The 25821-nt window shown below is 42.2% G+C and carries 24 protein-coding genes; 10 read left to right on the top strand and 14 right to left on the bottom strand.

All coding sequences use genetic code 11. From position 1 onward, the window contains the following. The first annotated feature begins 50 nt into the window (after window positions 1-50). The 4 genes from ABD128_RS07385 to ABD128_RS07370 all read left to right on the top strand — a co-directional run bounded on the left by ABD128_RS07385 (window position 51) and on the right by ABD128_RS07370 (window position 5887). Window positions 51-764 carry a CPBP family intramembrane glutamic endopeptidase gene (locus ABD128_RS07385; protein ID WP_343988740.1) on the top strand — a complete coding sequence of 238 codons (714 nt, stop codon included), beginning with the start codon at window positions 51-53 and terminating at the stop codon, window positions 762-764. Window positions 765-809: 45 nt separating this feature from the next. Beyond that, window positions 810-2114 (top strand): hypothetical protein, encoded by a 1305-nt coding sequence (locus ABD128_RS07380; protein ID WP_343988738.1) that lies wholly within the window; start codon window positions 810-812, stop codon window positions 2112-2114. 177 nt (window positions 2115-2291) lie between these two features. Next, complete coding sequence (ypfJ, locus tag ABD128_RS07375; RefSeq protein ID WP_343988736.1) at window positions 2292-3143, top strand: KPN_02809 family neutral zinc metallopeptidase; 852 nt, start codon at window positions 2292-2294, stop codon at window positions 3141-3143. 164 nt (window positions 3144-3307) lie between these two features. Continuing rightward, window positions 3308-5887, top strand: coding sequence for an EAL domain-containing protein (locus tag ABD128_RS07370; RefSeq protein WP_343988733.1), 2580 nt, complete (start codon window positions 3308-3310; stop codon window positions 5885-5887). Between the two features lie 192 nt (window positions 5888-6079). Here ABD128_RS07370 and ABD128_RS07365 read toward each other — a convergent pair whose 3' ends face one another. The 8 genes from ABD128_RS07365 to rpmH form a co-directional block, all read right to left on the bottom strand. Further along, complete coding sequence (locus ABD128_RS07365; RefSeq protein ID WP_343988730.1) at window positions 6080-7045, bottom strand: calcium/sodium antiporter; 966 nt, start codon at window positions 7043-7045, stop codon at window positions 6080-6082. An 83-nt stretch (window positions 7046-7128) separates the two neighbouring features. Continuing rightward, entirely contained in the window at window positions 7129-7641 is a 513-nt protein-coding gene (locus ABD128_RS07360; protein WP_343988727.1) for a demethoxyubiquinone hydroxylase family protein, read from the bottom strand. Between the two features lie 217 nt (window positions 7642-7858). Next, window positions 7859-8137: a hypothetical protein gene (locus ABD128_RS07355; protein ID WP_343988724.1), complete on the bottom strand. Its 279-nt coding sequence runs from the start codon at window positions 8135-8137 to the stop codon at window positions 7859-7861. Window positions 8138-8461: 324 nt separating this feature from the next. Then, a complete protein-coding gene (mnmE, locus tag ABD128_RS07350; protein WP_343988721.1) occupies window positions 8462-9829 on the bottom strand; it encodes a tRNA uridine-5-carboxymethylaminomethyl(34) synthesis GTPase MnmE in 1368 nt (455 codons plus the stop codon). Window positions 9830-9849: 20 nt separating this feature from the next. Then, complete coding sequence (gene yidC, locus ABD128_RS07345) at window positions 9850-11475, bottom strand: membrane protein insertase YidC (protein WP_343988718.1); 1626 nt, start codon at window positions 11473-11475, stop codon at window positions 9850-9852. Between the two features lie 3 nt (window positions 11476-11478). Continuing rightward, window positions 11479-11727, bottom strand: coding sequence for a membrane protein insertion efficiency factor YidD (gene yidD, locus ABD128_RS07340; RefSeq protein WP_343988715.1), 249 nt, complete (start codon window positions 11725-11727; stop codon window positions 11479-11481). After that, window positions 11709-12101 carry a ribonuclease P protein component gene (rnpA, locus tag ABD128_RS07335; protein ID WP_343988712.1) on the bottom strand — a complete coding sequence of 131 codons (393 nt, stop codon included), beginning with the start codon at window positions 12099-12101 and terminating at the stop codon, window positions 11709-11711. Before rnpA ends, yidD begins: the two co-directional genes overlap by 19 nt. 26 nt (window positions 12102-12127) lie before the next feature. After that, window positions 12128-12262: a 50S ribosomal protein L34 gene (rpmH, locus tag ABD128_RS07330; protein WP_110200198.1), complete on the bottom strand. Its 135-nt coding sequence runs from the start codon at window positions 12260-12262 to the stop codon at window positions 12128-12130. Between the two features lie 900 nt (window positions 12263-13162). Here rpmH and dnaA point away from each other — a divergent pair. Genes dnaA through gyrB form a run of 4 tightly spaced genes read left to right on the top strand, consistent with a single transcriptional unit; the run spans window position 13163 to window position 19355 of the window. Continuing rightward, entirely contained in the window at window positions 13163-14581 is a 1419-nt protein-coding gene (dnaA, locus tag ABD128_RS07325; RefSeq protein ID WP_343988707.1) for a chromosomal replication initiator protein DnaA, read from the top strand. 35 nt (window positions 14582-14616) lie between these two features. Beyond that, the gene (gene dnaN / locus ABD128_RS07320; RefSeq protein WP_343988704.1) at window positions 14617-15720 is read left to right on the top strand and encodes a DNA polymerase III subunit beta; all 1104 of its coding nucleotides are present in this window, start codon (window positions 14617-14619) and stop codon (window positions 15718-15720) included. A 60-nt stretch (window positions 15721-15780) separates the two neighbouring features. Beyond that, entirely contained in the window at window positions 15781-16908 is a 1128-nt protein-coding gene (gene recF, locus ABD128_RS07315) for a DNA replication/repair protein RecF (protein WP_343988702.1), read from the top strand. 20 nt (window positions 16909-16928) lie between these two features. Beyond that, complete coding sequence (gene gyrB / locus ABD128_RS07310; RefSeq protein WP_343988699.1) at window positions 16929-19355, top strand: DNA topoisomerase (ATP-hydrolyzing) subunit B; 2427 nt, start codon at window positions 16929-16931, stop codon at window positions 19353-19355. A 63-nt stretch (window positions 19356-19418) separates the two neighbouring features. Here gyrB and ABD128_RS07305 read toward each other — a convergent pair whose 3' ends face one another. Further along, complete coding sequence (locus ABD128_RS07305; RefSeq protein ID WP_343988696.1) at window positions 19419-20297, bottom strand: PPK2 family polyphosphate kinase; 879 nt, start codon at window positions 20295-20297, stop codon at window positions 19419-19421. Window positions 20298-20411: 114 nt separating this feature from the next. Between ABD128_RS07305 and ABD128_RS07300 the strand changes: the two genes are divergently transcribed. Beyond that, window positions 20412-20615: a dodecin family protein gene (locus ABD128_RS07300; protein WP_110200186.1), complete on the top strand. Its 204-nt coding sequence runs from the start codon at window positions 20412-20414 to the stop codon at window positions 20613-20615. Between the two features lie 73 nt (window positions 20616-20688). On the opposite strand, the gene ABD128_RS07295 is transcribed toward ABD128_RS07300, so the two are convergent. Next, window positions 20689-22188, bottom strand: a complete 1500-nt coding sequence (locus ABD128_RS07295; RefSeq protein ID WP_343988690.1) for a helicase HerA-like domain-containing protein — start codon at window positions 22186-22188, stop codon at window positions 20689-20691. A 303-nt stretch (window positions 22189-22491) separates the two neighbouring features. Between ABD128_RS07295 and ABD128_RS07290 the strand changes: the two genes are divergently transcribed. Next, complete coding sequence (locus tag ABD128_RS07290; protein WP_343988687.1) at window positions 22492-23049, top strand: hypothetical protein; 558 nt, start codon at window positions 22492-22494, stop codon at window positions 23047-23049. A 72-nt stretch (window positions 23050-23121) separates the two neighbouring features. Here ABD128_RS07290 and ubiK read toward each other — a convergent pair whose 3' ends face one another. Genes ubiK through pepQ form a run of 4 tightly spaced genes read right to left on the bottom strand, consistent with a single transcriptional unit; the run spans window position 23122 to window position 25712 of the window. Further along, on the bottom strand, window positions 23122-23361 hold the full coding sequence (gene ubiK, locus ABD128_RS07285; RefSeq protein WP_343988684.1) for a ubiquinone biosynthesis accessory factor UbiK: 240 nt from the start codon (window positions 23359-23361) through the stop codon (window positions 23122-23124). Window positions 23362-23382: 21 nt separating this feature from the next. Continuing rightward, complete coding sequence (locus ABD128_RS07280; RefSeq protein ID WP_343988681.1) at window positions 23383-23745, bottom strand: SirB2 family protein; 363 nt, start codon at window positions 23743-23745, stop codon at window positions 23383-23385. Beyond that, window positions 23732-24379 carry a YigZ family protein gene (locus ABD128_RS07275; protein WP_343988678.1) on the bottom strand — a complete coding sequence of 216 codons (648 nt, stop codon included), beginning with the start codon at window positions 24377-24379 and terminating at the stop codon, window positions 23732-23734. Before ABD128_RS07275 ends, ABD128_RS07280 begins: the two co-directional genes overlap by 14 nt. 10 nt (window positions 24380-24389) lie before the next feature. Continuing rightward, a complete protein-coding gene (gene pepQ / locus ABD128_RS07270) occupies window positions 24390-25712 on the bottom strand; it encodes a Xaa-Pro dipeptidase (protein WP_343988675.1) in 1323 nt (440 codons plus the stop codon). Window positions 25713-25821 lie beyond the last annotated feature (109 nt).

Raw genomic sequence — 25821 nt, 5'->3', positions numbered from 1 at the left:
TCTGTTAACCTTAAAATCAATGCTTTAAAGGAATTAAAGAATAATACCCAGTGATAAAAGATAAAAAACAGCCACACAATAGCAGTGTCCACGTTATTTACAGTTTATGGCTGGCACTTTCAACGTTATTGATTTTATCATTGACTACAAGTTTAGCGTTATTTCTCGTTGAAACCTTAAACTCTCAGTCGCTCAATGATAGCCCTGGGCAGCAGTCAGGCTTAACTTTGATAGCAGCCCTTATCATATCCATCCTATTTTCCTATGGTTTATTGTTTTTTTTAACCAAGGAATACCTTTATAAGGTTGTGCACCAACTGTTTTCCACCTCTATAAACTGGTTCTTGGTTTCTTTAGTTATCGGAATAGGTGTGGCCGTTGTAACTCTCCAGCTGAGTCAAATATACCCTCCTGAAATGGGTCGTAGCAGTACTTTCGACATTATCAAAAATGGTGGCTTTTATGCACAAGCCTTGCTGATAATTGGCACAGTGATACTGGCCCCATTTTTTGAAGAATACCTTTTCCGCGGCCTTATTTACGATTCTATGCACGCCAGGTTTGGTGTATATTTGGCAATATTCCTATCCGCAGTTGTATTTATGGCTTTCCACCTAATAGAATATTACAACTACTGGGTAGGTTTAGCCGCTATTTTTGTATTGGGGATCTGTTTAGCGGCAATCCGAGAACGCAGTGGTTCAATCCTCAACCCTATTATATGCCACGCCAGTTATAACCTCAGTATTCTGATGTTGGTATGATTTTTTAAAGCGAACGCTTGTTGACACTATAAGAAGGAGTGGCTGGTGAAATTTTTTACACGATTAGTGATCATTATCTTGATATTGGCAGGGATGGCCTACGGTTACATTTGGTATAAAAACAAACAGATGATCGACGATGCATTTTCGATGATAAAAATGCAAACCTCGGCGAGTTATGACTCCACCTACGTCAGCCTGGACGGTAAATCAGTCACTACAGGCATCGAAATCACCATGCCAGGCTCCGCCCAAAAGATTACCGTAAAAGAGTTTCGTTTTGGCACAGGTAGTTTGCTCGACTCCTTCAAGATGGTGCGCGGCATCGAAACGGGTCAATATTTCGGCACAGCCGATACTGTAAGCGCTGAATTGGTTCAATTACAGTTCCCATTAACGTCTAGCATGGATTCTTCGTCTGACTTTAAAACCGAACCTGATATCTTCACACAGATCACATTAGCCGGCTGCGATAATAAAGATAACCTTGAGGTGAGTGATTTGATGGACATGGGTTATAAGCAAGTGACCCTCGATTTTTCAACCGAATTCAGTTACGACAAGCATATCAACCAAGCAAATTGGAATATGTACTTAAATGCTGGTGACTTAGGTAGTTTTAACATCGACTTTCTGCTCGATCAGATCAATCCAAACGCCCTGGTACAAAACCCTAAACTAAAATCCATTACCATGGAAAGTTTAAATCCGGTTTTCACGGAGCGACTGTTTGAACACTGTGCAAAGCTCGAAGGTTTAGAGCTAGAGCAGTATTATTCGCGTCACATGGACTATCTGCGCCACGTGCTTTACAACAACAATTTACACTTTAGCGACGAGTTTTATAGTAGCTACCAAGAGTACATCCGTCAGCCACGCAGCATTCGACTTGATACCTACCCATCCGAATCGATTAACACTATGGATATGATGGGAATGTCGGCGCAACGCTTGGTTCATGCCTTAAGTTTAAGCATTTTCCTTAACGATAAACGCATTAACCAATTGTTTGGTAACCCACCTTCGCGTTCCGAGTTACCGCCGTTGGATACAGTGGTTGAAGTTGAAGACGATAATTTGACCCTTGTGCAAGGGTTGACCCTTCAACAAACCGATCCCAGAAATTTAGGTTCTTACATTGGTTACGATGCGCGTTTCAGTTACCGCGGCAAAGATTATAGAGGTCGCATTAATTCTGTAAGCGGCTCTACGGTTAGAGTTAATACTACTATTTCTTCGGGTAACTACCTCGAAATGCCATTTAGAATCAACGAAATTCAAAACTTGCAAGTGCGTCGTGAAGTCCAGTCTGAGGCTGTAAAGCGCGCCGAACTTGAGTCCAAAGAATAACGATTAGTTACCATCCAATAAAAGCCATAAAGGGTTCACGCTTCCTTTTATGGCTTTTTTAGTTTCTCTTTTATTGATTCCATTCATTGTAATATTGCTTCATAAGTTGCGCTAATTCTTGCCTTGTTTTCTACATTTCGTCTATTCTTAAGGCACCTGTTTAAAAAAGGAATTCGAATGAAGTGGAGAAATCGTAGACGCAGTAGCAACCTTGATGATCGTCGCGGGCAACGCATGAAGTCGGGTGCAAAACTGAGTATTGGCGGCATTATCATGGCGCTGATTGCTATATTTGTCTTTAAACAAGATCCAATGCAGGTTGTTTCTGGCGTGCTTGGGGGGCAATCATCGAGCTCGACACAGCAAACTAACTATCAAGCAACCGCTGAAGAACAAGAGATTTATGATTTCGTTAGCGTCGTGCTATCGGATACCGAAGATACATGGAGCGCCCTTTTTAAACAATCAAACTCCAATTATCCAGAGCCAATCTTAGTTATTTATCGCGATAGAACGCCTACCGCTTGTGGCACTGGTCAAGCTGCATCAGGGCCTTTTTATTGTCCCGCCGATAAAAAAATCTACCTCGACTTAAGTTTTTTGGGTGAGTTACAACGCATGGGAGCGAGCGGTGATTTCGCTGTAGCTTATGTTCTAGCGCATGAGGTTGGCCACCATATTCAAACCGTGACCGGTATTTCCAGTAAAGTTCGCCAAGCACAGCGCCAGACAAACAAAGTCGGGCAGAATGCGCTACAAGTAAAAATGGAGTTACAGGCAGACTGTCTAGCTGGTGTTTGGGCAAATCATACACAGAAGCGTACTCAATTTTTAGAGTCTGGTGATTTAGAAGAAGCGCTATCGGCTGCCGAAGCCGTCGGTGATGACACCATCATGAAACGAGCGGGTGTTCCACCACGCCGCGAAAACTTCACTCACGGCTCAGCTCAAGAGCGCATGGATTGGTTTAATCGTGGCGCTAATACTGGTAGTTTTTCGAGCTGCGATACTTTTCAAGGCTCTATCTAGTTACCACTTATAATAAGCTCTCTAAATACTGGCGCCATAGGATAGGCGATACTAACGACTCAAGGTAACCTTGCTAGCCAAGCAATTTAATATAAATTGTTGATAATAGCTTTATAAAAGCATAAGTTATAAGAAGCAACGGATTGGTAGCATGGAGTATTCATTTGACCAACAGACTGTCGTATTTAGAGGCGCAACAGGCCATACTCGAACAGATAGCCCAGCATCAGCCGTTGCCTGAAACTCTAAACACCATCGCTAAGTGGGTAGGGCGGATGATACCGGATGCGCTAATTTCCATCATGCGTTTTGATCCAGAGTCCGAAACCCTAAGTCTGGTTCCCAATGACTATTTCTCAACTAAATACGTCTCTTTGATGCAGGACCAACCGATTGGCCCGAATATTGGCACCTGTGGAAGTGCCGCTTTTCACAAGCAGCTGGTTATTACTGAAGATATTCACCAGGATTCGAATTGGGAGCCATTCCTTGAAGTCGCAGATCAAGAAAACCTCAGAGCCTGCTGGTCTTTACCTATCACTAGCGGAGATTCTGAGTTACTCGGTACCTTTGCGACTTACTATCGAACTCCAACCCGCCCCTCTGAAGAAGATATCTACAACATAGAATGCGCAGCAAACTTGGCAGCTCTAGCCTTACTGCGTCACCGTGATATCAGCACACATACAGTCCTTTCTGAATGGCACCGCGCTTTATTCGAAAATCACCCCGAAGCTGTATTTACATTTGACTTGGAGGGGATTTTTCAAAGCTGTAATCCAGCTGTCGAACGAATCAGTGGTTATCATCCAGATCAGCTAACAGGGATTCACTTTAATGATGTTGTAGCACCTGAGCACCAGCATGTAACTCAGTTTTATTTTGATAGAGCCTGTGCCGGTGAGTCTTACACCTATGAGGCCAGCGCCATACATGCTGAGGGTTATCACTATTATGTGGAAATTACTAATTTCCCTGTAATTATTGAAGATAAGATTGTCGGCGTATACGGCGTTTGCCGAGAAATTACTGAGCAAAAAAAGCAAAATGAAGAGCTTAAGCTACTTAAGCGAAGTATCGAATCAAGCCCTAGCGGCTTCCTTTTGGCTGATGCACAATCTCCTGATTTACCAGTGGTCTACGCCAATCCTGCATTTACAGCCATGACCGGCTACCAGCAGGATGAAATTATTGGTCATAATTGCCGTATTTTGCAAGGGCCTAACACCGATCCCGCTACTATAAAAAAAATCCGCGACGGCATCAAAGCACACACTGATGTGAATGTCGTCCTGCTTAATTATCGCAAGGATGGCCAACCATTTTGGAACCAGCTACGAATCAGCCCTGTTTTTGATAGCCAAGGAAGCTGCAGCCATTTTACCGGTAGCCTGCAAGATATTACTTGGCAAAAGGAACAAGAAGAAAAGATAAATCATCAGACAAAACACGACCTTCTTACCGATTTGCCGAACCAAGGTGTGTTCGTAGAGCAACTATTTGAACAGTTTGAGCATGCTGACAACGATAAGCTTGTTGTCGTGCTCAGCCTAAACCTTGATGGCTTCAAACCCATCAATGACGATCTCGGTCTTAAGGTTGGGGACGAGGTTTTAAAAACTATTGCCAAGCGCTTGAACTCTGTCGTTCCCGCTGAAGCTTTAATCGCACGTCTGGTCGGTGATGAGTTCGGTATTCTTTGGAGTACTTGCGAGAGTAAGTCGCAAATAATGCAGCTAGCTGATCGGATTCTTGAAAGCTTATCCCAGCCGATAACAGTGATGGACAATAATATTCAGCTCAGCACCAGTATTGGTATTGCTACGAATAAGGCTTCAATTGATGTCCCCTACGAGCTTATGCAGCACGCCGATGAGGCTCTTCAACAAGCAAAAAGCCAAGGACGCAACACCTGGCAATGGTATCAAGATATTTCAAAAAATACCTCCAAACTGCAAAGTGTGACTTTGCGCCATGATCTGCACCACGCTTTGAACGAAGATCAGCTAGAGCTTTATTACCAACCTCAAGTGGATGCCATTACTGGCCACATAACAAGTGTTGAAGCCCTAGTTCGTTGGGACCATCCGACACGAGGATTTGTATCGCCTATAGATTTTATTCCTTTGGCTGAGCAGACAGGTTTGATCGTCCCTCTCGGTCGCTGGGTGCTCAAGCAAGCCTGTCAAGAAATTGTCAGTTTCAACACAAACAGAGATCAAGCGATTCCAGTCGCAGTGAATATCTCTTCCCTACAGTTCCGTCGAGACGGCTTCTTAGAAGAAGTACAGCAAGCCCTTACCGAAACTGGTTTGCCACCACAGTTTCTCGAGCTTGAGATAACAGAAAGCGTATTACTCGATGGCTCTAGGCAGGTCATAGAACTATTGGAAGACTTAAAGAAAATGGGGGTACAAGTAGCTCTGGATGATTTTGGTACTGGCTACTCTAGCCTCAGTTACTTACGCGACCTACCAACCCACAAAGTTAAACTGGATCGTAGTTTTATTAAGGATATTGGTAACGACCACCGTATCGCAGCCATCGTTCAAGGGATTATCACCATGGCGCATCATATGGATATGTGCGTTGTAGCCGAAGGTATCGAAACACCTGCGCAGTTAAAAGACCTTAGCCGCTATCAATGTGATTTATTACAGGGCTTTTACTTTGCTCGCCCCATGCCTCTAGACACCTTACGCAGTTTACCCAAAACACTTCCGGAAACAAAAGAGTCCACCTAGCTTTTACTTCAGAAGCCGTAGGTGATGATACCATTATGAAAAGATCGGCGTACCCTACGCTGTAAAAACTTCACATATGACATGCCACAGATCAAGAGTTCATGTAATGATTTAATCGTATAGCCGATACAGGTAATGCCGCACTCTGCGGAAAATTTGTCTGACAGCAGCGCCATGTTAGGACTATTTACCTCAGTCACCGTACACCGAAAAGCTCAACCATACATACGCACAATAACAAATTAATAGTATCCCCCCTTCGGGTCTACTCAAACGCCGCCCTGTATAGAGGAATAAGAGAAGCAGTACTGACGTTGCAAGCATGACCCATTGATCAAATTGGATGATTCTTGAAGGTATGGGGAGAGGCTGAAGAAATGCCGATAACGCGAGTATACCGAGCAGGTTGAATATGTTGCTACCAAGAATATTGCCCACAGCCACATCAGAGTGACGCCGAATGGCAGCAATAACCGATATAGCCAGCTCAGGAAGGGAAGTACCTACTGCTACTAACGTTAAGCCAATTACCGCCTCAGGCACCCCGAAGTGATGTGCTATGCCAGTTCCACCGAGTAAAAAAACTTGTGAGCCACCTATTAAAAGCAACAAACCGAGAATCGAAAAAAAGGCTGCAGACATAGCCGACTTAGGAAGGGCAGTAATTTCTTCAGATTCTGATTTGTGCAATTCTGCCGAGGGGGCGGAGCGGAAGCTTTCACTCCAGTATGCCCATCCCAGATACGCAAGCAAGGCTCCAACTAATAGTACCGAGTCCAAGCGACCAAGCGCACCCCCTCCAGCAAGCACCAAGAACAATATGCTCGCAGCTACAACTGTGGCGGCATCTCTTTGCAAAGCCAAATGCCTTACTGTTAAAGGAGTAATTAATGCGCATAGACCGAGGATTAGTAAGATATTTCCAATATTACTCCCTACCACATTTCCAATTGCGATATCAGGTTGTCCATCAATAGCAGCATTCACTGAAACCACTAATTCAGGCGCTGATGTTCCAAAGCCCACTATCACCATTCCGCTCAACAATGGCGATATACCGAGGCGATGCGCGGAAGCAAGCGCGCCACGAATCAATGCTTCACCACCAAAAGTGAGCAAAGCTAATCCAATACAGAAATACATTATGTTGAGTGTCATTTAATTTCTCGGTTGTCAATACGGAGGCCTAACTCTTAAGTAAAGTGCACCGCCAGGCGTTACTTTGACTTTTTGTTAGGCAATCATAGCTTTGTAGACAACCAAATAGCAAAAGCCGTCGAAACACTAACCAATCCAAATATAGGCTTATTGAGGAAACTTGGCTTTTGACTACTAGCACCATGCCTTTGATGGCTCTCTTCATCAGTTTTTATACTTAAAACAGCTTCGTGAGCCTCTTTATCCACCGACTTAAGGAACTCCAATTGATGCTTTAAGTGATTTAACACTGTTGTTTCAATAGCGTTTGTGCACACCCAAATAGAATTTTTACCAAGCAACGCTGTAATGAAACCAAGCAGCATGCCTCCGAGGGCCCATAACCCAAGCGCGTAGCAATGCCTGATACCTCGTTTCTTTAGGAGTGCGTCAAATGTTTTAAAGTGTTCGGACTCATGCGCAAGCATTTCACTCAGAGTCGGAACAATTTCAGGGTATAAGATGCGAGAGACCGCTATTTGTGCTTTGTATATCTGAATAGCACCAGTTTCCCCGGCATGATCGACTCTCAATATTCTATGAACTTCCTCTTCCATCTCGATCTTCCGTAAGCCCTAACATTTTATTATACGAATCAGTCCGTAACACCTTATTGTTACTACTTTTTTTTTGCAAGTGTCGACTTTATGGTTATTTCCGGGAGATTAATGTACTCTGACCCCATTAATTACTGACCCCATTAATTATTTCCGGGAGATTAATGTACTCTGCCCCCGTTAATTTGAGTTAATTAGCGTCGGCTGGCTTTGCTTGTTATGTTTTAAATGCATAAAAATACACCGCAAATAGTAACGGCAAGTATAAGAGGCAGCTAAAAGCAGCAAAGATGCGCATTCTTCTTTTACCTAACACCTCAGTTGCATAAGCCAACTTAGCTGACCAGAAAATGGGTAATATTGACCATGCAACTGCAATTAATAACCAAACTTGCCAGAAAATTTGGGCGAAAAATAATTGCGTATTAATAAAACCGTATAAGCCTAGCAATCCAATAGCAATAAAGAGTGCAAAAGCCATTTCTTCAACTTTCATAAGTAGAGGGCTTTTATCTTTTCCAGTGGCATACTCAAAGAGCTTAAATGGAAGCGGTACTAATGTGAGAGCCACCAATAACCAGAAATATACTTGCCAAATCAACGTCTAACTCCTTTTAAAACATAACATTTTATTATACGAATTCGGTCATAACACTCTATTATCCTTGATGTTTTTTTACAAGTGTCACAAAAGTAGCTATTTTTAGGGTTAGCGGACTCCAAGACCGCTATATCTGGTATATTTCAGACAATGTCGGTACCTTTCCTTACTAGATTCCAGCGCTTTTTCTAAATAATAATATTTTGTATTGGTAAGCGCTTACTTTCCAATGCAGAAACTACTAAAAATTCGTCCAAGCAAATCGTCGGCGGTAAATTCACCGGTGATTTCTGATAGAGAGTTTTGTGCCTGACGCAATTCGTCGGCTAACAGTTCGCCCGCATTAAAATCGACCAGTTGGTCTTTTCCTTGATAACAATATGCTAGGGCACGTTCGATAGCGTCGAGGTGACGGCGGCGGGCGAGGAAGGCGCCTTCTGTGTCCTGTTGATAACCGACGATTTCCTTTAGCTCGGCTTTTAACTGCTCAATGCCCGTGCCGTCTTTAGCGCTAATCGCAATGGTTTTATAATCTGAGTCTAGGGTATGGTTATCGAGCTTCGATACATCGATTTTATTGGCGACGATTAATAGCTTGTCTTTAAACGGCTCGAAGCGCTCGAAGGCAGGATCGATGGCATGGGGTGTAAACTCTTGAGTTTCACTCGAGTCAGCGACTAAGATAATTTGATCCGCTTGCTCAATTTCTTTCCAAGCTCGCTCTATACCTATCTGCTCGACTTTGTCATCGGATTCGCGCAATCCAGCGGTATCAATGATATGGATTGGCAATCCATCGATATGTATGTGCTCTCTAAGAACGTCTCGCGTCGTTCCCGGAATATCGGTAACGATGGCGGAGTCTTTCCCTGCTAATGCATTAAGTAAGCTAGATTTGCCGGCATTCGGTTTACCCGCAATTACGACGGTCATGCCTTCGCGCAAAATCGATCCTTGCTGCGCTTGGCTTTGCAGTTTTGTAATATCTTCGATGATCTTATTTAGATCTGCCAGTACTTTGCCGTCTGATAAGAAATCGATCTCTTCTTCAGGGAAATCAATCGCTGCCTCAACATATATCCTAAGATGAATTAACTCTTCAACTAAACCGTGCACTTTTTGCGAGAACTCACCCTGAAGCGAACGAACCGCAGAGCGGGCGGCATGCTCCGAGGTCGATTCAATTAAGTCAGCGATAGCTTCGGCTTGTGCTAAATCGAGCTTGTCATTCAAAAAAGCGCGCTCTGAAAACTCACCTGGTCGCGCTAAGCGCACTCCAAGATTGAGTACTTCTTTCAACATTAAGTCTAAAATCACAGGGCCACCATGACCTTGTAGCTCTAGCACATCTTCTCCTGTAAAGGAGTTTGGAGCTTTAAATAGAATGGCGATTCCCTCATCAAGAACGTCACCGCTTCGATCAAGGAAGGGTAGGTAAGTGGCTTCTCGAACCTTGAGAGATTTTTGAGCTATTTTTTCTGCGACAGTCTCAGCTAGCTTGCCAGAAACTCGAATAATACCAACGCCTCCACGACCGGGAGGCGTTGCAATTGCAGCGATAGTGTCCTGTGTACTATTGGTTGACACTCAAGTTTCCTGTCTTAAAGCTATTTTCTAAGCGCTTTTTTCGGCTTGTCAGGCGCGTTTTCAACTTTCTTGGTGATGTACTGTTGTTGCGCCACCGAAATTAAGTTGTTGCATAACCAGTATAGGACCAGACCGGCTGGGAAGAACAGCATGAATACCGTAAATACGATCGGTAGGTAACTCATGATCTTCTGTTGCATTTGATCCATGGTTGGCGATTTTGGCTGTAAGCGTTGCATCAACCACATGCTACCGCCCATTAGGATTGGCAATACGAAATACGGATCCGCTACCGATAAATCCTGAATCCAACCAAAGAAGGGCGCGTGACGTAATTCCACAGCTTCGAACAACACATAATAAAGTGCGATAAAGATCGGGAACTGAAGCAACATCGGTAAACAACCACCAAATGGGTTAGCGCCTTCTTCTTTATACATTTTCATCATTTCTTGCTGCATGCGCTGCTTGTCATCGCCATAGCGCTCTTTTAAGCGCTGCATTTTTGGCTGAAGTTTACGCATATTCGCCATCGAGCGGTACTGCGCTGCTGATAGCGGGTACAACAATGTTTTAATAACGATGGTGACTAAGATAATGGCCAAGCCCCAGTTTCCTAAGAAACTGAAGAAGAACTGCATTAATTTGTATAGCGGTAGACCTATCCACCAAACCCAACTTAAATCGAGCGACTTATCAAGTCCAGGCGCAGCGGCTTCTAATTGCTCTAAATCTTTAGGGCCAACGTAGAGGTCAGCTAGGATAACTTTCTCTTCTCCAGCTAACACTGATATTGAAGGCTGAACAAATCGAATCGTTGTGTCTTTATTCGGCTTAACAGAGCTAGTGATAGTTACTTGCTCAGTCTGCTGTGGTATCCATGCCGATATAAAATAATGCTGTAAGAAGCCAACCCAGCCCCCTTGGCGTGAGGTTTTAATAGGTTCTTCTTCTAAATCTTCAAAATCAACTTTTTCATACTTTTTCTCTTCTGGAGAGTAAGCAACCCCCATGAAGGGCTTCATACCGAAAGATGATTTTTCTTCTAAACCGGTTGGCTTTTGATCGCGAGCAAGTTCCGCAACAAAATTATAAGTTCTATCGTTAGCCGATTGGTTATTAATACGGTATTCCATATTTACCAAGTATTGGCCACGAGTGAAACTGAAGATCTTTGTGAAGCTGACACCGTTATCGTTTGTCCACGTTAATGGAACCGATAACTGTTCTGCTCCATCCGCTAATACATATTTTTGCTGAGTGGTCTGATAGTTTGCACGAGGAAGCTGGTTATCCGGTGCCCCCTGACCTAATAAAGCACTTTTTGCTTGATACATCCGATTACGATAATCGAATAAAACGACTTTTTTATTATCTTCGTCTAATTCAACGTTATAATTTTTCAGCTCGGCATAGACTAAATCGCCACCCACTGGGTCTATCCGATAACTGATCAGATCCGTTTCGACGGTGATCAGCTGATCACTGGTCGCTGCATTGTTACCAGAAGATACAGATACATCGTTTTGTTCAACCGTAGCCTGCTGTTGTGCAGGTTGTGGGCCATAGTCTTTTTGCCATGCTTGATACAATAAGAATGTACAGACCGCTAGGCCCAGAATAAAAAATCCGCGCATTGATTCCATAATTTACTCTTTTACAGCTTTCGATTGTTTTACTGAATTATTATGAGGGACAGGATCGAGTCCGCCTTCACATCCCGGATGGCACCGGCCAAGTCTTTTTACCGTCAACCAAGTTCCACGAATGGCACCGTGTTGCTCTAATGCTTCAATGGCATAGTGTGAACATGTCGGCGCAAAGCGGCATTGATTCCCCATGACAGGGCTTAACACCAACTGATACAAGCGGACCAATTTTATGAGTAACCACTGCATTTCTTTTGAACTCGCGACCACAGCCGATTGAGGTGTTCGAATAATACCGTATTAGTCATATCACTACTACCGCGACGCGCTAATAAAACGATATCCACGGCAGGCAGGTCATGTTGAGCCAAACGAAAAGATTGACGGCATAATCGTTTTAGTCGATTACGTTTAACCGCAGACTTAACATTTTTTTTAGCAACAATTAATCCCAAACGAGATTGTTCGGACTGATTCGGTATAACTAATAATGTAAACGGAGGGCAAACCAATTTAATCGGTTTGTTATCAAAGACTTGCTTGTAGTCCTTTGCTGTGAGCAAACGACGACTTCTTGGAAAACCATAATTTTGGTTTACGCTCGAGACCGCCTTATTGCTCACATCAAGGAATTCAATTTCTAACGCTATTAGGCGCTTAGACGCTTACGGCCTTTTGCACGGCGGTTAGCTAAAATTTTACGGCCATTTTTAGTTGCCATACGAGCACGGAAACCGTGTGTACGCTTACGCTTAATGACGCTTGGTTGAAATGTTCTTTTCATCTGCTTAACCCATCAACAGTTAATTAATTCGTATAATAACTATTTATTACACGACTCTAAGGACAAGGACGCGGAATTTTATAGTAATTGCCCAGTGATTGCAATGCTCTAAGCCTTGTTTTTTAAAGGGTTGGAGCGTTTTTTTGTTCTTTCCTGATATTTAGTATTAAAAGTTCGAGAAGACCACTACATCTAGTATTTAACCCACAAAGAACAAACTGTTGTGTGGATAACTTTATATCACCTTGTGTTCTTGATATCTACTAAAAGTTTGATTTTTGCCTAAATAATTCATTTACAGTCAAAAGTTATACTTTTTCACACTTTTGTTGCTTGTCTTGGCTCTGTTATGGAAAGTTAGCCACTAATAATTATAAATAAGTATTTAAAGATCTTATTGTTATTATTAGTGGAGCTGTTTACTGTGTGTAACCCTATATTGTGTATTTTATTCAATGAGTTAGATTAAGTGTAACCGCGTTAACAAGTTGTTTCTAACAGGGTGTTGTAAAATTGGATAAGTTAACATTGGGGTGGTTTTTAGGGCTTATTCACAGTTTGGTTATCTTTTTATACCTTATTTAGACACAACTTATCCTTTTTGTGTGTTTTTAATCTTGATTTGTGCAAAAGCTCCCCACTTAATCTTTTTTGAGTTATTCAGTTTTTATGAGTTTATTTAACTATTTTTGTGGATATTTCTTTTGGATGGATCTACACTAGCCTCTGTTGTGAATAACTTACGTCTCCACCTCGTAAAAGTGATAAATGTTATTCCAGAAGTGATCATTAACACTTAACAGAAAATAATAGAGATAATTTAAAGTTACCTGTTAACTGACATTACTAACGATAAGTAAAAAACAACTAATAACAGGTATGGATTTGGGAATTACTACTATGTCTAGCAGCTTGTGGCGTGACTGCCTACAGCGACTACAATCGGAACTTTCAGTTACTGAATTTAATACCTGGATAAAACCCTTACAGGTACGTGAAACCGATAAAGAAATGGCTTTGTTTGCACCAAACCCATTTTTCGTGGACTGGATCCGTCAACAATATCTTGATCGCATCACAGAGTTTGTCTCATCCAAAGACAATAACCGTAATTTACACATATCACTGCACGTTGGTCATGCTGAAATTTCTTCACAGTCCGCATCAAACAATTCTACAGCGGAAAACTCAAATGTAGCCGTCGGCGCGCCTCAAGCCAATCGTGTTGCGCCGAGCCCAGTTAATAGAGGTTTCAGCCAGCCAGGATATAACGCACACTCAGGTTCTTCCGCATTTCCACAAAATAACTTGAACACTAAGTTTACTTTTAACAACTTTGTGGAAGGTAAATCTAACCAGCTGGCTCGTGCAGCTGCTGAACAGGTTGCAGAAAACCCAGGCGTCTCTTATAACCCTTTGTTGATTTATGGCGGGGTCGGTCTTGGTAAAACCCACTTAATGCACTCTGTGGGTAATTTAATTTTAAAAGATAAGCCTGATTCTAAAATCGTATATCTACATTCTGAACGCTTTATGGCCAACATGGTGAAAGCACTTCAAAACAATAGTATGGATGCCTTTAAAAATTATTATCGTTCAGTAGACGCGCTTTTGATTGATGATATTCAGTTTTTTGCCAATAAAGGTCGGACTCAAGAGGAGTTTTTCCATACCTTTAATAACCTTATTGAGAAGAATAAACAGGTTATTATTACTTGTGATCGCTACCCTAAGGAAATTGAGGGGCTTGAAGAGCGTTTAAAATCACGTTTTGGCTGGGGGTTAACTGTTGCCATCGAGCCACCAGATCTTGAAACCCGAGTTGCGATTTTAATGAGTAAGTCTAATCAGTCGAATGTAGAGTTGCCACATGAAGTTGCTTTCTTTATCGCTAAACGTATTCGCTCTAACGTACGTGAGCTTGAAGGTGCATTAAAGCGGGTGATTGCTAATGCGCAATTTACAGGGCGCTCTATCACCCTTGATTTTGTTAAAGATGCACTGAAAGATCTTATTGCGGCTCAGGATAAATTAATTTCTATCGATAATATCCAAAAAACTGTCGCTAGCTATTACAAGATCAAGGTTTCTGATCTATTATCTAAGAGACGCAGTCGTTCGATTACACGGCCGCGGCAAATGGCAATGTCCTTAGCTAAAAAGCTGACGAACCACAGTTTGCCAGAAATTGGGGATGCCTTTGGTGGTCGCGATCACACCACGGTGTTGCATGCCTGTCGAAAAATTGAAGAATTAAAAAACGAAAGTGTTGATATTGAAGAAGATTACTCTAATCTATTAAGAACTTTATCAACATAAAGTAATAATATTAGGAATTCAATAAGGGTACTTATATGCGATTTACCATGACTCGCGATCAGTTATTATCGCCACTACAACTGGTTAGTGGGGCGGTTGAAAAAAGACAAACCTTGCCAATACTATCCAATGTTTTAATGGTTGTTGATGATAGTAAGCTCTCACTAACTGCAACCGACCTTGAGATCGAGTTAAAAGCCCAAGTGGAGCTTGAAGGCGAATTTGAACCTGGTGAAATTACAGTACCCGCTCGTAAGCTACTCGATATTATTAAAAGTCTAGGCGATGGTGAAAACGTTAAGCTAGAGATGGGCGAAAATCGTCTTCGCGTTTCCACTCCAGGTAGTCGTTTTAATTTATCAACCATGCCCGCTAGTGAATTCCCAAGTTTAGAAGAAACCGCAAGCCTTGCGTCCCTCAATGTTTCTCAACATACGCTGAAAGAGCTCATTGAAAAGACGCAGTTCGCTATGGCTCAACAGGATGTCCGTTATTATCTCAATGGTATGTTATTTGAATTTGATGAAGACTCTTTAACATCGGTTGCAACCGATGGTCACCGCCTAGCACTTTCACGTGAGTCAGTTAAGCTTGAATTGAATGAAAGGGTCAATGCCATTATTCCGCGCAAAGGCGTGTCAGAGCTTGGGCGCTTACTCGATCATAGTGATGAGGAACTAACACTAAGCTTAGGTTCCAATCATATTAAGATTCACAATGGAGACTACTCATTTACGTCTAAATTAGTCGATGGTCGTTTCCCAGAATATGAAAAAGTTTTACCGCGCAACGGCGATAAGATCGTTATCGCTGATCGTGAAGTTTTAAAAGAGTCTTTATCTCGTGCATCTATTTTGTGTAATGAAAAGTTCCGTGGTGTTCGTTTCATGCTCTCTGATGGCCAAGTCCGTTTACACGCCAACAACCCTGAACAAGAAGAAGCTGAAGTTGAGTTTAGCGTTGACTACAATGGCTCAGACCTAGAAATAGGTTTTAATGTTAGCTATATGATTGACGTTATGAATACGATAAAAACGGAACAAGTAAAGCTAACTTTTATTGACGCTAACAGCAGCACCTTGATTGAAGAAGTTGATGGCGGTCAAAGCATGTATGTTGTCATGCCAATGAGGCTATAGTTATCACCAGGGAAGCTTTACCTTCGGTTTACGCCATTGGCATTGAGTCACACTTAACAAATGCGTGTTAACCAATTAACCATAACTCAGGTGAGAAATTTACAGAATCCATCTTTAAATTTCTCACCTCGTCTAAACATTTTCTTCGGCCCCAATGCTGCTGGAAAAAGCAGTATTTTAGAATCACTATATATATTGGGGAACGGTCGTTCTTTTCGCACGACTAAGCACAATAACGTTATCACAGAGAATAATCACGACTTTACGTTGTTCGCCAAAGTGGAATCATCTGATATTAATCATCAACTTGGTTTCAACCGCCAACGTAATGGTGACACTACCATCAAGCTAAACTCAGAGCCTGTTAACCGATTATCCACTTTGGCTAAACTGTGTCCAGTTCAGATCCTTTCTCCAGAACAGTATGATCTCTTAGTGAAAGGCCCCGGTGCTCGAAGAAAGCAATTAGATTGGGGAGTGTTCCACGTGGAACATTCTGTTCTTGAGGTTTGGCAGAAGACAAATAAAATCCTCCAACACCGCAATAAACTGTTAAAACAAAAGTCTGGATACTCCGACGTATCTGTTTGGGACAATCAATTAGTGAGTTTATCCGAACAAGTTACTCAACTTAGACAGGCTTATTGTGATAAAATAAACCCTTTGTTTTCACAGCTGTGCCAACAATTCCTTGGGCAGCTCGATATCAAAATTAATCTTTTTCCTGGGTGGACAGATAAACACTCAATTGGACTAAGCGCGATATACCGCGAGCAGTTTGAAAAAGATAAAAAACTAGGTTTTACTCAGTCGAGCATCCAAAAAGCTGACTTAAAGTTTTTGATAGACGGTACTAAGTCTGCCGGTGATTATCTGTCACGTGGTCAACAAAAACTATTAATTACTGCTTTTAAGCTAGCTCAACTGAAAGTCATGCAAGCCTATGGGCAGCAAGCCCCGGTATTTTTGCTTGATGATATTGGTGCTGAACTTGATGAAAGACATCAAAATCAGCTCCTTGATTTATTGGCTTCACAGCCAAATAATCAACAAATATTTATTACTTGTGTTCACCTTGAACCTCTAAAGCCCTTAATTAGTCATTGTGATGATTTGAAATTGTTCCACGTGGAACATGGAGTGGTTAAAGAGGTAGCAAAAGATGAGATAGAAGTATATGAGGCATGAACAATCTAAAAGGAAACCCTATGTCGGAAAATAACAATTACGATTCCTCCAGTATTAAAGTACTTAAAGGGCTTGATGCTGTACGCAAACGTCCTGGCATGTATATTGGTGATACCGATGATGGCACAGGTTTACATCATATGGTCTTTGAGGTCGTTGATAACTCTATTGATGAGGCTTTGGCTGGCCACTGTTCAGAGATTAATGTAACTATACACGATGATAACTCGGTTTCTGTAAGTGATGACGGTCGTGGTATTCCGACGGAAATCCATGAAGAGGAAGGGGTGTCGGCTGCTGAGGTTATCCTAACGGTACTTCATGCAGGAGGTAAATTCGATGATAACTCCTATAAAGTATCTGGTGGTTTGCACGGTGTAGGTGTTTCTGTTGTAAACGCTTTATCCGAGTTGCTAACCTTAACCATCCGTCGTGGCGGTAAGCGCTACGAGCAAACCTATAAGTTCGGTGTGCCTGTGGAGCCTTTAAAGGCAGTGGGAGATACCGAGAAAACGGGTACAGAATTACGGTTTAAACCAAGTGCAGAAACCTTTACTAATATTGAGTTTAAGTACGATATCTTAGCGAAAAGACTTAGAGAGCTTTCGTTTTTGAACTCAGGTGTTAGCATTAAGTTGAACGATGAGCGCAGTGGTAAAGCGGATCACTTTAAGTATGAAGGCGGGATTCAAGCCTTCGTTGAGTACTTGAACCAAAACAAAACACCTGTGCATGAAAACGTTTTCCACTTTACTTCAGAGCGCGAAGAAGACGGTATAACCGTCGAAGTAGCAATGCAATGGAATGATGGTTTCCAAGAAAGTATTTTCTGTTTTACAAACAATATCCCGCAACGCGATGGTGGTACTCACCTTGCCGGTTTCCGTTCTGCATTAACTAGGGGCCTAAACAGCTTCATGGATGCCGAAGGTTACAATAAGAAGGGCAAGGTAGGCACTACTGGTGATGACGCCAGAGAAGGGCTTACAGCCGTTGTATCGGTCAAAGTTCCAGACCCTAAATTCAGCTCGCAGACTAAAGACAAACTAGTTTCAAGCGAAGTTAAAACTGCCGTTGAACAAGCTATGGGCGAACATTTAAAAGACTTCCTGCTAGAAAACCCTAACGAGGCAAAAGCCGTCATCAATAAAATGATTGATGCAGCTAGAGCTCGTGAAGCTGCTCGTAAAGCTCGTGAAATGACACGACGTAAAGGCGCATTAGATATTGCCGGTTTACCGGGCAAACTAGCGGACTGCCAAGAAAAAGACCCTGCATTATCCGAACTCTACATTGTGGAGGGTGACTCGGCGGGTGGCTCTGCTAAACAAGGGCGTGATAGAAAGAATCAGGCGATATTACCGCTTAAGGGTAAAATTCTTAACGTAGAAAAAGCTCGTTTCGATAAGATGCTATCATCACAAGAAGTGGGTACTTTAATTACGGCTCTTGGTTGCGGTATTGGCCGTGAGGAATTCGACGCAGACAAAACACGTTATCACAGTATTATCATTATGACGGATGCTGATGTGGATGGTGCGCACATTCGTACACTGCTGTTAACCTTCTTCTACCGCCAGGTGCCTGAGTTGATTGAGCGTGGTTATATTTATATTGCGCAACCACCGTTGTACAAAGTTAAAAAGGGCAAGCAAGAAACTTACCTTAAAGATGATGATGCGTTAGAAGCATTCTTAACGGCGTTGGCCCTTAATAATACTCAGTTATTTACCAGTAAAGATGCGCCACCAATCACTGGCGAAAGACTGGAAACTTTGGTTAATGAATACCGTGAAGTAAAGAAAACCATTAATCGAGTAGCAAGACGCCTCCCTCGAGAAATGCTTGATAACATGATTTATCACAAGACCTTAACCGCTGAAGATTTAGAAAAAGAATCTGAAGTTAAAACTTGGATGGAAAACCTTGAAGAAAAACTCAATAAAGATCGTAAGAGTGGTTCACACCGATACGAATTTAAAATCCGTAAGGATAATGAGTTGAATATCTTCCTACCGCACTTAACTATGTACCATCACGGTGTTGAGAGTGAGTACTTACTTTCGAAGGAATTCTTTGTCTCAGAGGACTATAAGAAAATTAGTACGCTAGGCGAGCAGCTGGAAAGCTTAATCGAACCAGGCGCTTTCGTGAAGCGTGGCGAGAAGATTGAGGAAGTAGAAACATTCAGTGAAGTACTCGACTGGTTAATGATGGAAGCGCGCAGAGGTCAATCAATCCAGCGGTATAAAGGTCTTGGTGAGATGAACCCAGAGCAGTTATGGGAAACTACCATGGATCCTGAAACGCGTCGTATGTTGCAAGTAAAAATTGAGGATGCAGTAGCTGCCGATCAGTTATTTACAACATTAATGGGCGATCATGTTGAACCTAGACGCGAATTCATCGAAAGTAATGCACTAGCAGTGTCAAACTTGGATATTTAAGATTGATAACCTAGGTTTTTTGTCGTTATAGATTAAAGGGGCTGATAGCCCCTTTTTTTGTATTCATACAATCAGTTGATTTTTATAGGAGTCTAAATTTTGCTGAACCTCTATATCTAGAGAAGGGTAGCTCAAACTTAAGCTCTTAAGTGACTCAAGAATGATATCAGAGACGGCTGCCCGCATCGCAGGCTTGTTATCAGCTGGAATACAGTACCAAGGCGCCCATGACGTGGATGTGTTGTTAAGGCATCCTTCATAGGCGTCCATATATTGATCCCATAACTCACTCTCGCGCAAATCACCAGGAGAGAACTTCCAGTTTTTACCAGAAACTTCAATGCGTTTTTTAAATCGTTTATGTTGTTCCTCGCGTGAGACATTAAGAAAAAACTTACGGATAATAGTGCCGTTATTTGCAAGATGATGCTCATGTTCATTAATAGAACGGTAGCGGTTTAACCAGAAACTGGCGGAATTCTGAGAATATGCATTTATTTCAGGAAGCTGTTGGGCTGTAAGGTAGTGAGGATGTACTTTGACGACCAAGACTTCTTCATAATAGCTTCGATTAAAAACACCGATGCGACCTCGCTCAGGTAATTGTTTTACGGTTCGCCATAAAAAATCATGATCAAGCTCGCGCTTAGAAGGTTGTTTAAAGCTAGAAACCTGGAAACCGGCTGGATTAACACCGCGAAAAACGTGACGAATGGTACTGTCCTTACCAGCAGCGTCCATAGCTTGGAAAATTAACAATAAAGAATACTTATTATCAGCATAAAGCTTTTGCTGTTCTTTATAGAGTTTCTTGCGGTTACCCTTATATCGCTTTTTGTAATAAGAGGTCTTATGTAAATTATCAACAGTTGTAGGGCGTGTTGCTAAGCTAAAAGATTGATCAAAAGGGACAAGATAGGGGCTTTCTGTGACGTTTAGCATAATATTCCTTTAAAGATAATTTACAAAACTTATGTTTTAGTTCCTTGTTTATACAATAAATATAAGTAATATGAAAAGGGTTGTTCTGAAATTAAAACTTATAAAGGGGAATGTATGTCAATTGCAAAAGTAACGGAAATTATTGTTGAGTCTGAAAAAAGCTTTGAAGATGCAGTAGTCCAAGGGGTACGAAGAGCCAACAGAACTTTAGATCAGGTAAAAGCGGCTTGGGTCAAGGATCAACAAGCTGTGATTGAAAATGGCGAAGTTGTGGGATTCCGCGTGACCTTGAAAGTTACATTTATCCTAAAAGACTAAACTAAAGAAAAAAAGATTAAGGTGTTCCATGGGGACACCTTAATTATTTAATAACCTAAACTGCAATAAGCTTCTATTTACTGCCGGTTAATGAACCCAGAATTCCACGCAATAATTTCTTACCGAGATTTGAACCCAAAGTACGAGCGATGGTTTTTAGGAAGGTCTCACCAATTCCTTGGCGATTAGACTTTCTGGATGACTTCTTAGCGGCTTGTGTTTTAGCAGCCTTGGCTTTTTCTTCTTTTTCACGAAGCTTTTTCGCCTCCTTCATTTCTTTTTCTTGGCGCTCTAGAAGTTTTTTCTCTTTAGCTAATAGGATTTCATAGGCTGACTCACGATCGACCGCAGTGTCATAAACGCCATGCACAGGAGAGGCTTTAAAAATTGTATCTCGCTCTTTGGGCTTAAGCGGGCCAATACGTGACTCAGGTGGACAGATTAAGGTCTGCTCAACGATACCAGGACGGCCTTTTTCATCCAAAACAGACACTAAAGCTTCACCAACGCCAAGCTGAGTAATTAAAGATTCGGTATCAAGCTCTGGGTTAGGACGAAAGGTTTCAGCAGCTGTTTTGACAGCCTTGAAATCACGTGGCGTAAAAGCACGCAAAGCGTGTTGAATTCGGTTGCCAAGCTGTCCAAGTACATCATCCGGAATATCAGTAGGGTGTTGCGTAACAAAGAAAATACCAACACCTTTTGAGCGTATAAGGCGAACAACTTGCTCAATGCGTTGGAGCAAGGCCTTAGGCGCATGCTCAAACAATAAATGCGCCTCATCGAAGAAAAAGACCAGGCGGGGTTTATCTGGATCGCCAACTTCGTCAAGCTCTTCAAACAGTTCAGACAGCATCCACAATAAGAAGGTCGAATAAATGCGAGGATTGAGCATCAACTCTTTACTGTGGAGAATGTTAATCATGCCGCGACCACTGGTATCAGTACGCATCATGTCTTGAATATTAAGCGCAGGCTCACCGAAAAACTGATCACCTCCTGAATTCTCTAGAACCAACAAACGGCGGACAATAGCGGCGACACTTTGCGAAGAAACGTTGCCATACTCGCGCATAATCTCATTGCGATTATCACTTAGCCAATTAAGCATGGATCGCAAGTCTTTGATATCTAACAATAAAAGACCTTGTTCATCGGCTATATCAAAAGCAATATGTAGGACACCTTCTTGGGTATCATTAAGCTCTAAAAGGTTTGCTAAAAGAATCGGTCCCATCTCCGAAATAGTAGTACGAACAGGGTGACCATGTTTACCAAAAACATCCCAGAAGATAACGGGGTTGTTGTGAGGCTGGTAATCTTTAATGCCTATTTTCTCAATACGCTCAGTAATCTTGGGATGTGAGCCAGCGGCTATGGCAACGCCGGAAAGATCACCTTTAACATCGGCAGTAAAAACTGGAACCCCCATCTTAGAAAAGCCTTCCGCGAGAATTTGCAGGGTCACGGTTTTACCGGTACCGGTAGCACCGGCTACTAAACCATGACGATTAGCCATTTTAGGATCGAGCTGGATATGCTTTTGTTGTGGGTTGCCGCCGATTAGTAACATATTGGTTATTTTGTTGTGTTCCTTATCAACAGATTATACAAACCCTGTTAAAAGGCAAGGGACAGAAGCTCTAGTAGGGAGATAAAATTGTAAAAATAACGTATGACTGAGTTCGGTTGCGTTGTAAAGGAAAGAAGAGTTTACAAAAGGAAAGTTGAGATAGGATTTGTCACGTGAATTAAAAGTAGGACATCACCGAAACCATTAGGAGGCTTAAACTTTGAGGGAGTTAGTTGAACTTCTAGTAGAATCAATTATGATGACGGCTGGAACAGATAATTAAAAAATATATTTAGAGGCATTATGAAAAAAATACTACTAGTATTAGCAAGCTTACTCACCATAGGCATTTCAGGCTGTAAAGACGATGACAATAAGGCTAACCTTAAAGCAACATTCAGCCTAAAGGGTTACGAAATAGTAAACGGCCAAATCGAACTTGGAGAGGTTAAAAATACTTTTGTAGAACAAGAACCGATAGCTTTCGATATGGTTCTTACCAATGATGGGATACCGACAGCGCACATTGAATATGCTAGTTGTGGTTTTGATATTATTGAAATAGGTGATGATTCAGGGGATAGAGTTTTTAGCTCAGAAGTAACAACAACAGGTTGTAGCGGACAGTGGAATATAAAAATAGTTTACACCGGTGAATCCATAGGTACGCCAACGCTTTGGGATCAGGAGATTTATCAGGAAGATCCTAATACGGGCGAAATTATAGCAACCGGCGACTATTTAGCACCAGGTCAGTACACCGTTCAAGCTAGAGCGAAATACAAGTTAGACTCTGCGGAAGCTGATTGGAGCGAAATAAGCTTTAGTAACCAAAGCTTAACTATCGAAGCTGCTCAATAGAGCTTTTCAATGGAGCCGCTTAATAGATAAGTGAGGGCAGCTTGAGTCTTTGCGACAAACTCTGCCCTTTTACTACTTACCTTCCAGCTCGCTGAGCTTTTTTTCTAATTCTTCAATTTTTTGTCGAGTTCTGAGTAAAACCTGTGTTTGGGTATCAAATTCATCACGTGAAACAAGATCAAGTTTACCTAATTGTGTTTGTAGGACTTGTTTAAATTGTTTACCCATCTCATCTTTAGCAGACTTAACCCGATCGGGTACTGCGTCTGAAAGCTTTTTGGCGATGTCGTCTAACTTTTTTGGATCAATCATAAAATACCTGCTGGAGTCTAATTACCAAGGCAACATTTTTGTTCTGGCTACATAAAGTATGGTGGCAAAACTGATGATTGCAAGGGCAAAAGCCACACTGCGTAAGGCTTTGCCTTGGGCTTTAAAGGTAATAATTCCAAAGGCAATGTAAGCTACAATCATTAGAATCTTAAAGTTAAGCCATGGCATTGAAACCGCACCATACCAGGTAAGCCATAGAGTGATACCGGATGCTAATAAAAGAGTATCAATAATATGGGGGGTAATTTTAAGCCATTTTTTTTGCAGCGCTGGACTTTGTTTCAATAACAAAACACTGCGGAATAAAAAGCCAAGGATGGTAATTATGGCTAAGGTCATATGAATATGTTTAAGCGCTTGCATGGTCTACCTTAATTGTAAGTTGTTGTTTGTTTTGATAGGCCTCAACTGATGATACAAAAGAGTCCAGTTTGCCATCAGGGATATCGGCTATTATAACCACTTTATCGGTGAAGTGTTCATTAATGTTCTGGGCTTGGTGCTCTTCTAAAAGATAACGAACTTGGTTCTGTAGTTCGTAATTAGTAGAGATTTCGATAGGTGTAGTATAAATTTTGATGTGAGTGCTCACACACTCTAAAGAGCCTTTCACACCAGCGCTGTAAGCGCGAGCCAAGCCACCGGTTCCAAGCTTTGTGCCACCATAGTAGCGAGTAACCACTACCGTTACGTCACCTAGCCCAGAGTGCTGTAGAACGTTCAACATAGGCATTCCAGCAGTACCGCTTGGCTCTCCATCATCGGAGCAAGCGATTAGAGTTGTGCTGTCAGGATTGCCAACGATATAAGCCCAACAGTGGTGAGTAGCGTCGGGTTCTTGGGTATTCAGTAGCTTTATATAGGATTTGGCGTCTTCTACGCTAGGACTATAGATCAGTCGAGTAATGAAGCGGCTACCCTTAATCATTTCTTCGAAGGTACAAGGCTCGCTTACCGTATGATTAGGAACACGGTAAGCGGCCGTAGATTTACTCATGGCTAACTGTTTATTTCAAATAAGCACGAGTAAGGTTGCGATGACCTGTCTCAGTAACCGCGATATCGTCTTCGATACGAATGCCGCCATAAGGACGGAATTCTTCTATGCGATTCCAGTTAATGCTTGAGCTGTGCTCGCTGTCTTTAAGATCTGCTAACAGTGACTTAATGAAATACAAACCTGGCTCAATGGTTAAAATTTGATTTTGCTCAATCGGGCGCGTATTACGCAAGAACGGATGCTCTTGTGGCGGTGGCGCTGGATCGCCATCGGCGTTCGACTGGTGACCACCCACGTCGTGAACCTGTAGACCAATCTGATGACCTAGGCCATGTGGGAAGAAGGTGCGAGTGACTCCATTTTCCACCATAGACTCAGGACTCATGCTAGAAATCTTGAACTGATTCAATACCTTAGCAATCTCTAAATGGGTATCGATATGTAAGTCAACGTAGGATTGACCTGGCTTAACGCGATCGACGACACTTAAGTGCAGCTTTTCCATGGTGTCGATAAGTTCGGCAAACTCGTTGTTTTTATCGAAAGAGTATGTACGAGTAATATCTGCGTCGTAGCTGTTATAGCGCGCTCCTGCGTCAATCAGGAAAGTACGGTGCTCGCTTGGACGCTCGGCATCGTAATGCATATAGTGCAAAATCGAAGCATTTTCATTAAGTGCAACAATACTGTTATAAGGAAGTTGCGCTTCGTGATGACCGCTGGCTAATAAATAGGCTAAATGGATTTCAAGCTCAGAGCCTTTATTGTAGAACATATCGCGAGCAGCCATGTGACCCATAGCGGCGCGCTTGTTAGCTAAAGCAGAGCACTCGATTTCATAAGCGGTTTTAGTCGCACGGTGCCAGTTAATTTCGTTGATCAAGTTACCAGGGTTAATGGCGTCGAAGTCTTCGTCCATAAACGGATAAGTCATTTCACCAATAAAGGCGATAGAGCCGTTAGATGGCATAAAGGCACGAACTTCGTCCTTTTTACGCAGCATTTTGATGTCGAAATGTTCGACCCAGAAACCATCCGGATCACCGGCAACCTTGTGCCAAAAATCAACCGGCTGGTAGTAGCAAAGGGTGCGATCGCCTTTAGCTGAGATAAGTACCGTGCTGTCGTGAAGATCGTCGTGCGGTATAAAGCTGTTGAAATGAAAGTTCGACTTAAACGGGTACGACATGTCGTCAAGGAAAATGCCGTGTAATGAGCCCGCAGGAATTAAAAGATGGTCGAAGCCGTGGCGTTGCATCGCGTTCTGGTAACGCTTCGTAATAGTATCAATATGCTCAGAGTATAAAGGTTTCAGCTCTGCGTCAGTCATAAAATTACCATAATATTCAATAAACAATGGCAACCATTATTTCAGATAGGGGCTGGGTTCAGCAAGGAAAGAATCCTTTTGCAGCAAAAGGTAGGAATAAACACAAAGA

It is taken from the genome of Kangiella japonica, from assembly GCF_039523535.1.
GTDB lineage: Bacteria > Pseudomonadota > Gammaproteobacteria > Enterobacterales > Kangiellaceae > Kangiella > Kangiella japonica.
Note: the sequence above shows the minus strand (reverse complement) of the source record. Positions and strands in the feature narration are given on the sequence as shown.

What these genes read in the sequence shown, in the direction of transcription:
- ypfJ (WP_343988736.1), top strand. Translation starts at nt 2,292, where the DNA reads ATGAAGTGGAGAAATCGTAGACGCAGTAGCAACCTTGATGATCGTCGC.
- ABD128_RS07365 (WP_343988730.1), bottom strand. Translation starts at nt 7,045, where the DNA reads ATGACACTCAACATAATGTATTTCTGTATTGGATTAGCTTTGCTCACT.
- ABD128_RS07360 (WP_343988727.1), bottom strand. Translation starts at nt 7,641, where the DNA reads ATGGAAGAGGAAGTTCATAGAATATTGAGAGTCGATCATGCCGGGGAA.
- ABD128_RS07355 (WP_343988724.1), bottom strand. Translation starts at nt 8,137, where the DNA reads ATGAAAGTTGAAGAAATGGCTTTTGCACTCTTTATTGCTATTGGATTG.
- yidC (WP_343988718.1), bottom strand. Translation starts at nt 11,475, where the DNA reads ATGGAATCAATGCGCGGATTTTTTATTCTGGGCCTAGCGGTCTGTACA.
- yidD (WP_343988715.1), bottom strand. Translation starts at nt 11,727, where the DNA reads ATGCAGTGGTTACTCATAAAATTGGTCCGCTTGTATCAGTTGGTGTTA.
- rpmH (WP_110200198.1), bottom strand. Translation starts at nt 12,262, where the DNA reads ATGAAAAGAACATTTCAACCAAGCGTCATTAAGCGTAAGCGTACACAC.
- dnaA (WP_343988707.1), top strand. Translation starts at nt 13,163, where the DNA reads ATGTCTAGCAGCTTGTGGCGTGACTGCCTACAGCGACTACAATCGGAA.
- dnaN (WP_343988704.1), top strand. Translation starts at nt 14,617, where the DNA reads ATGCGATTTACCATGACTCGCGATCAGTTATTATCGCCACTACAACTG.
- recF (WP_343988702.1), top strand. Translation starts at nt 15,781, where the DNA reads ATGCGTGTTAACCAATTAACCATAACTCAGGTGAGAAATTTACAGAAT.
- gyrB (WP_343988699.1), top strand. Translation starts at nt 16,929, where the DNA reads ATGTCGGAAAATAACAATTACGATTCCTCCAGTATTAAAGTACTTAAA.
- ABD128_RS07305 (WP_343988696.1), bottom strand. Translation starts at nt 20,297, where the DNA reads ATGCTAAACGTCACAGAAAGCCCCTATCTTGTCCCTTTTGATCAATCT.
- ABD128_RS07300 (WP_110200186.1), top strand. Translation starts at nt 20,412, where the DNA reads ATGTCAATTGCAAAAGTAACGGAAATTATTGTTGAGTCTGAAAAAAGC.
- ABD128_RS07295 (WP_343988690.1), bottom strand. Translation starts at nt 22,188, where the DNA reads ATGTTACTAATCGGCGGCAACCCACAACAAAAGCATATCCAGCTCGAT.
- ABD128_RS07290 (WP_343988687.1), top strand. Translation starts at nt 22,492, where the DNA reads ATGAAAAAAATACTACTAGTATTAGCAAGCTTACTCACCATAGGCATT.
- ubiK (WP_343988684.1), bottom strand. Translation starts at nt 23,361, where the DNA reads ATGATTGATCCAAAAAAGTTAGACGACATCGCCAAAAAGCTTTCAGAC.
- ABD128_RS07280 (WP_343988681.1), bottom strand. Translation starts at nt 23,745, where the DNA reads ATGCAAGCGCTTAAACATATTCATATGACCTTAGCCATAATTACCATC.
- ABD128_RS07275 (WP_343988678.1), bottom strand. Translation starts at nt 24,379, where the DNA reads ATGAGTAAATCTACGGCCGCTTACCGTGTTCCTAATCATACGGTAAGC.
- pepQ (WP_343988675.1), bottom strand. Translation starts at nt 25,712, where the DNA reads ATGACTGACGCAGAGCTGAAACCTTTATACTCTGAGCATATTGATACT.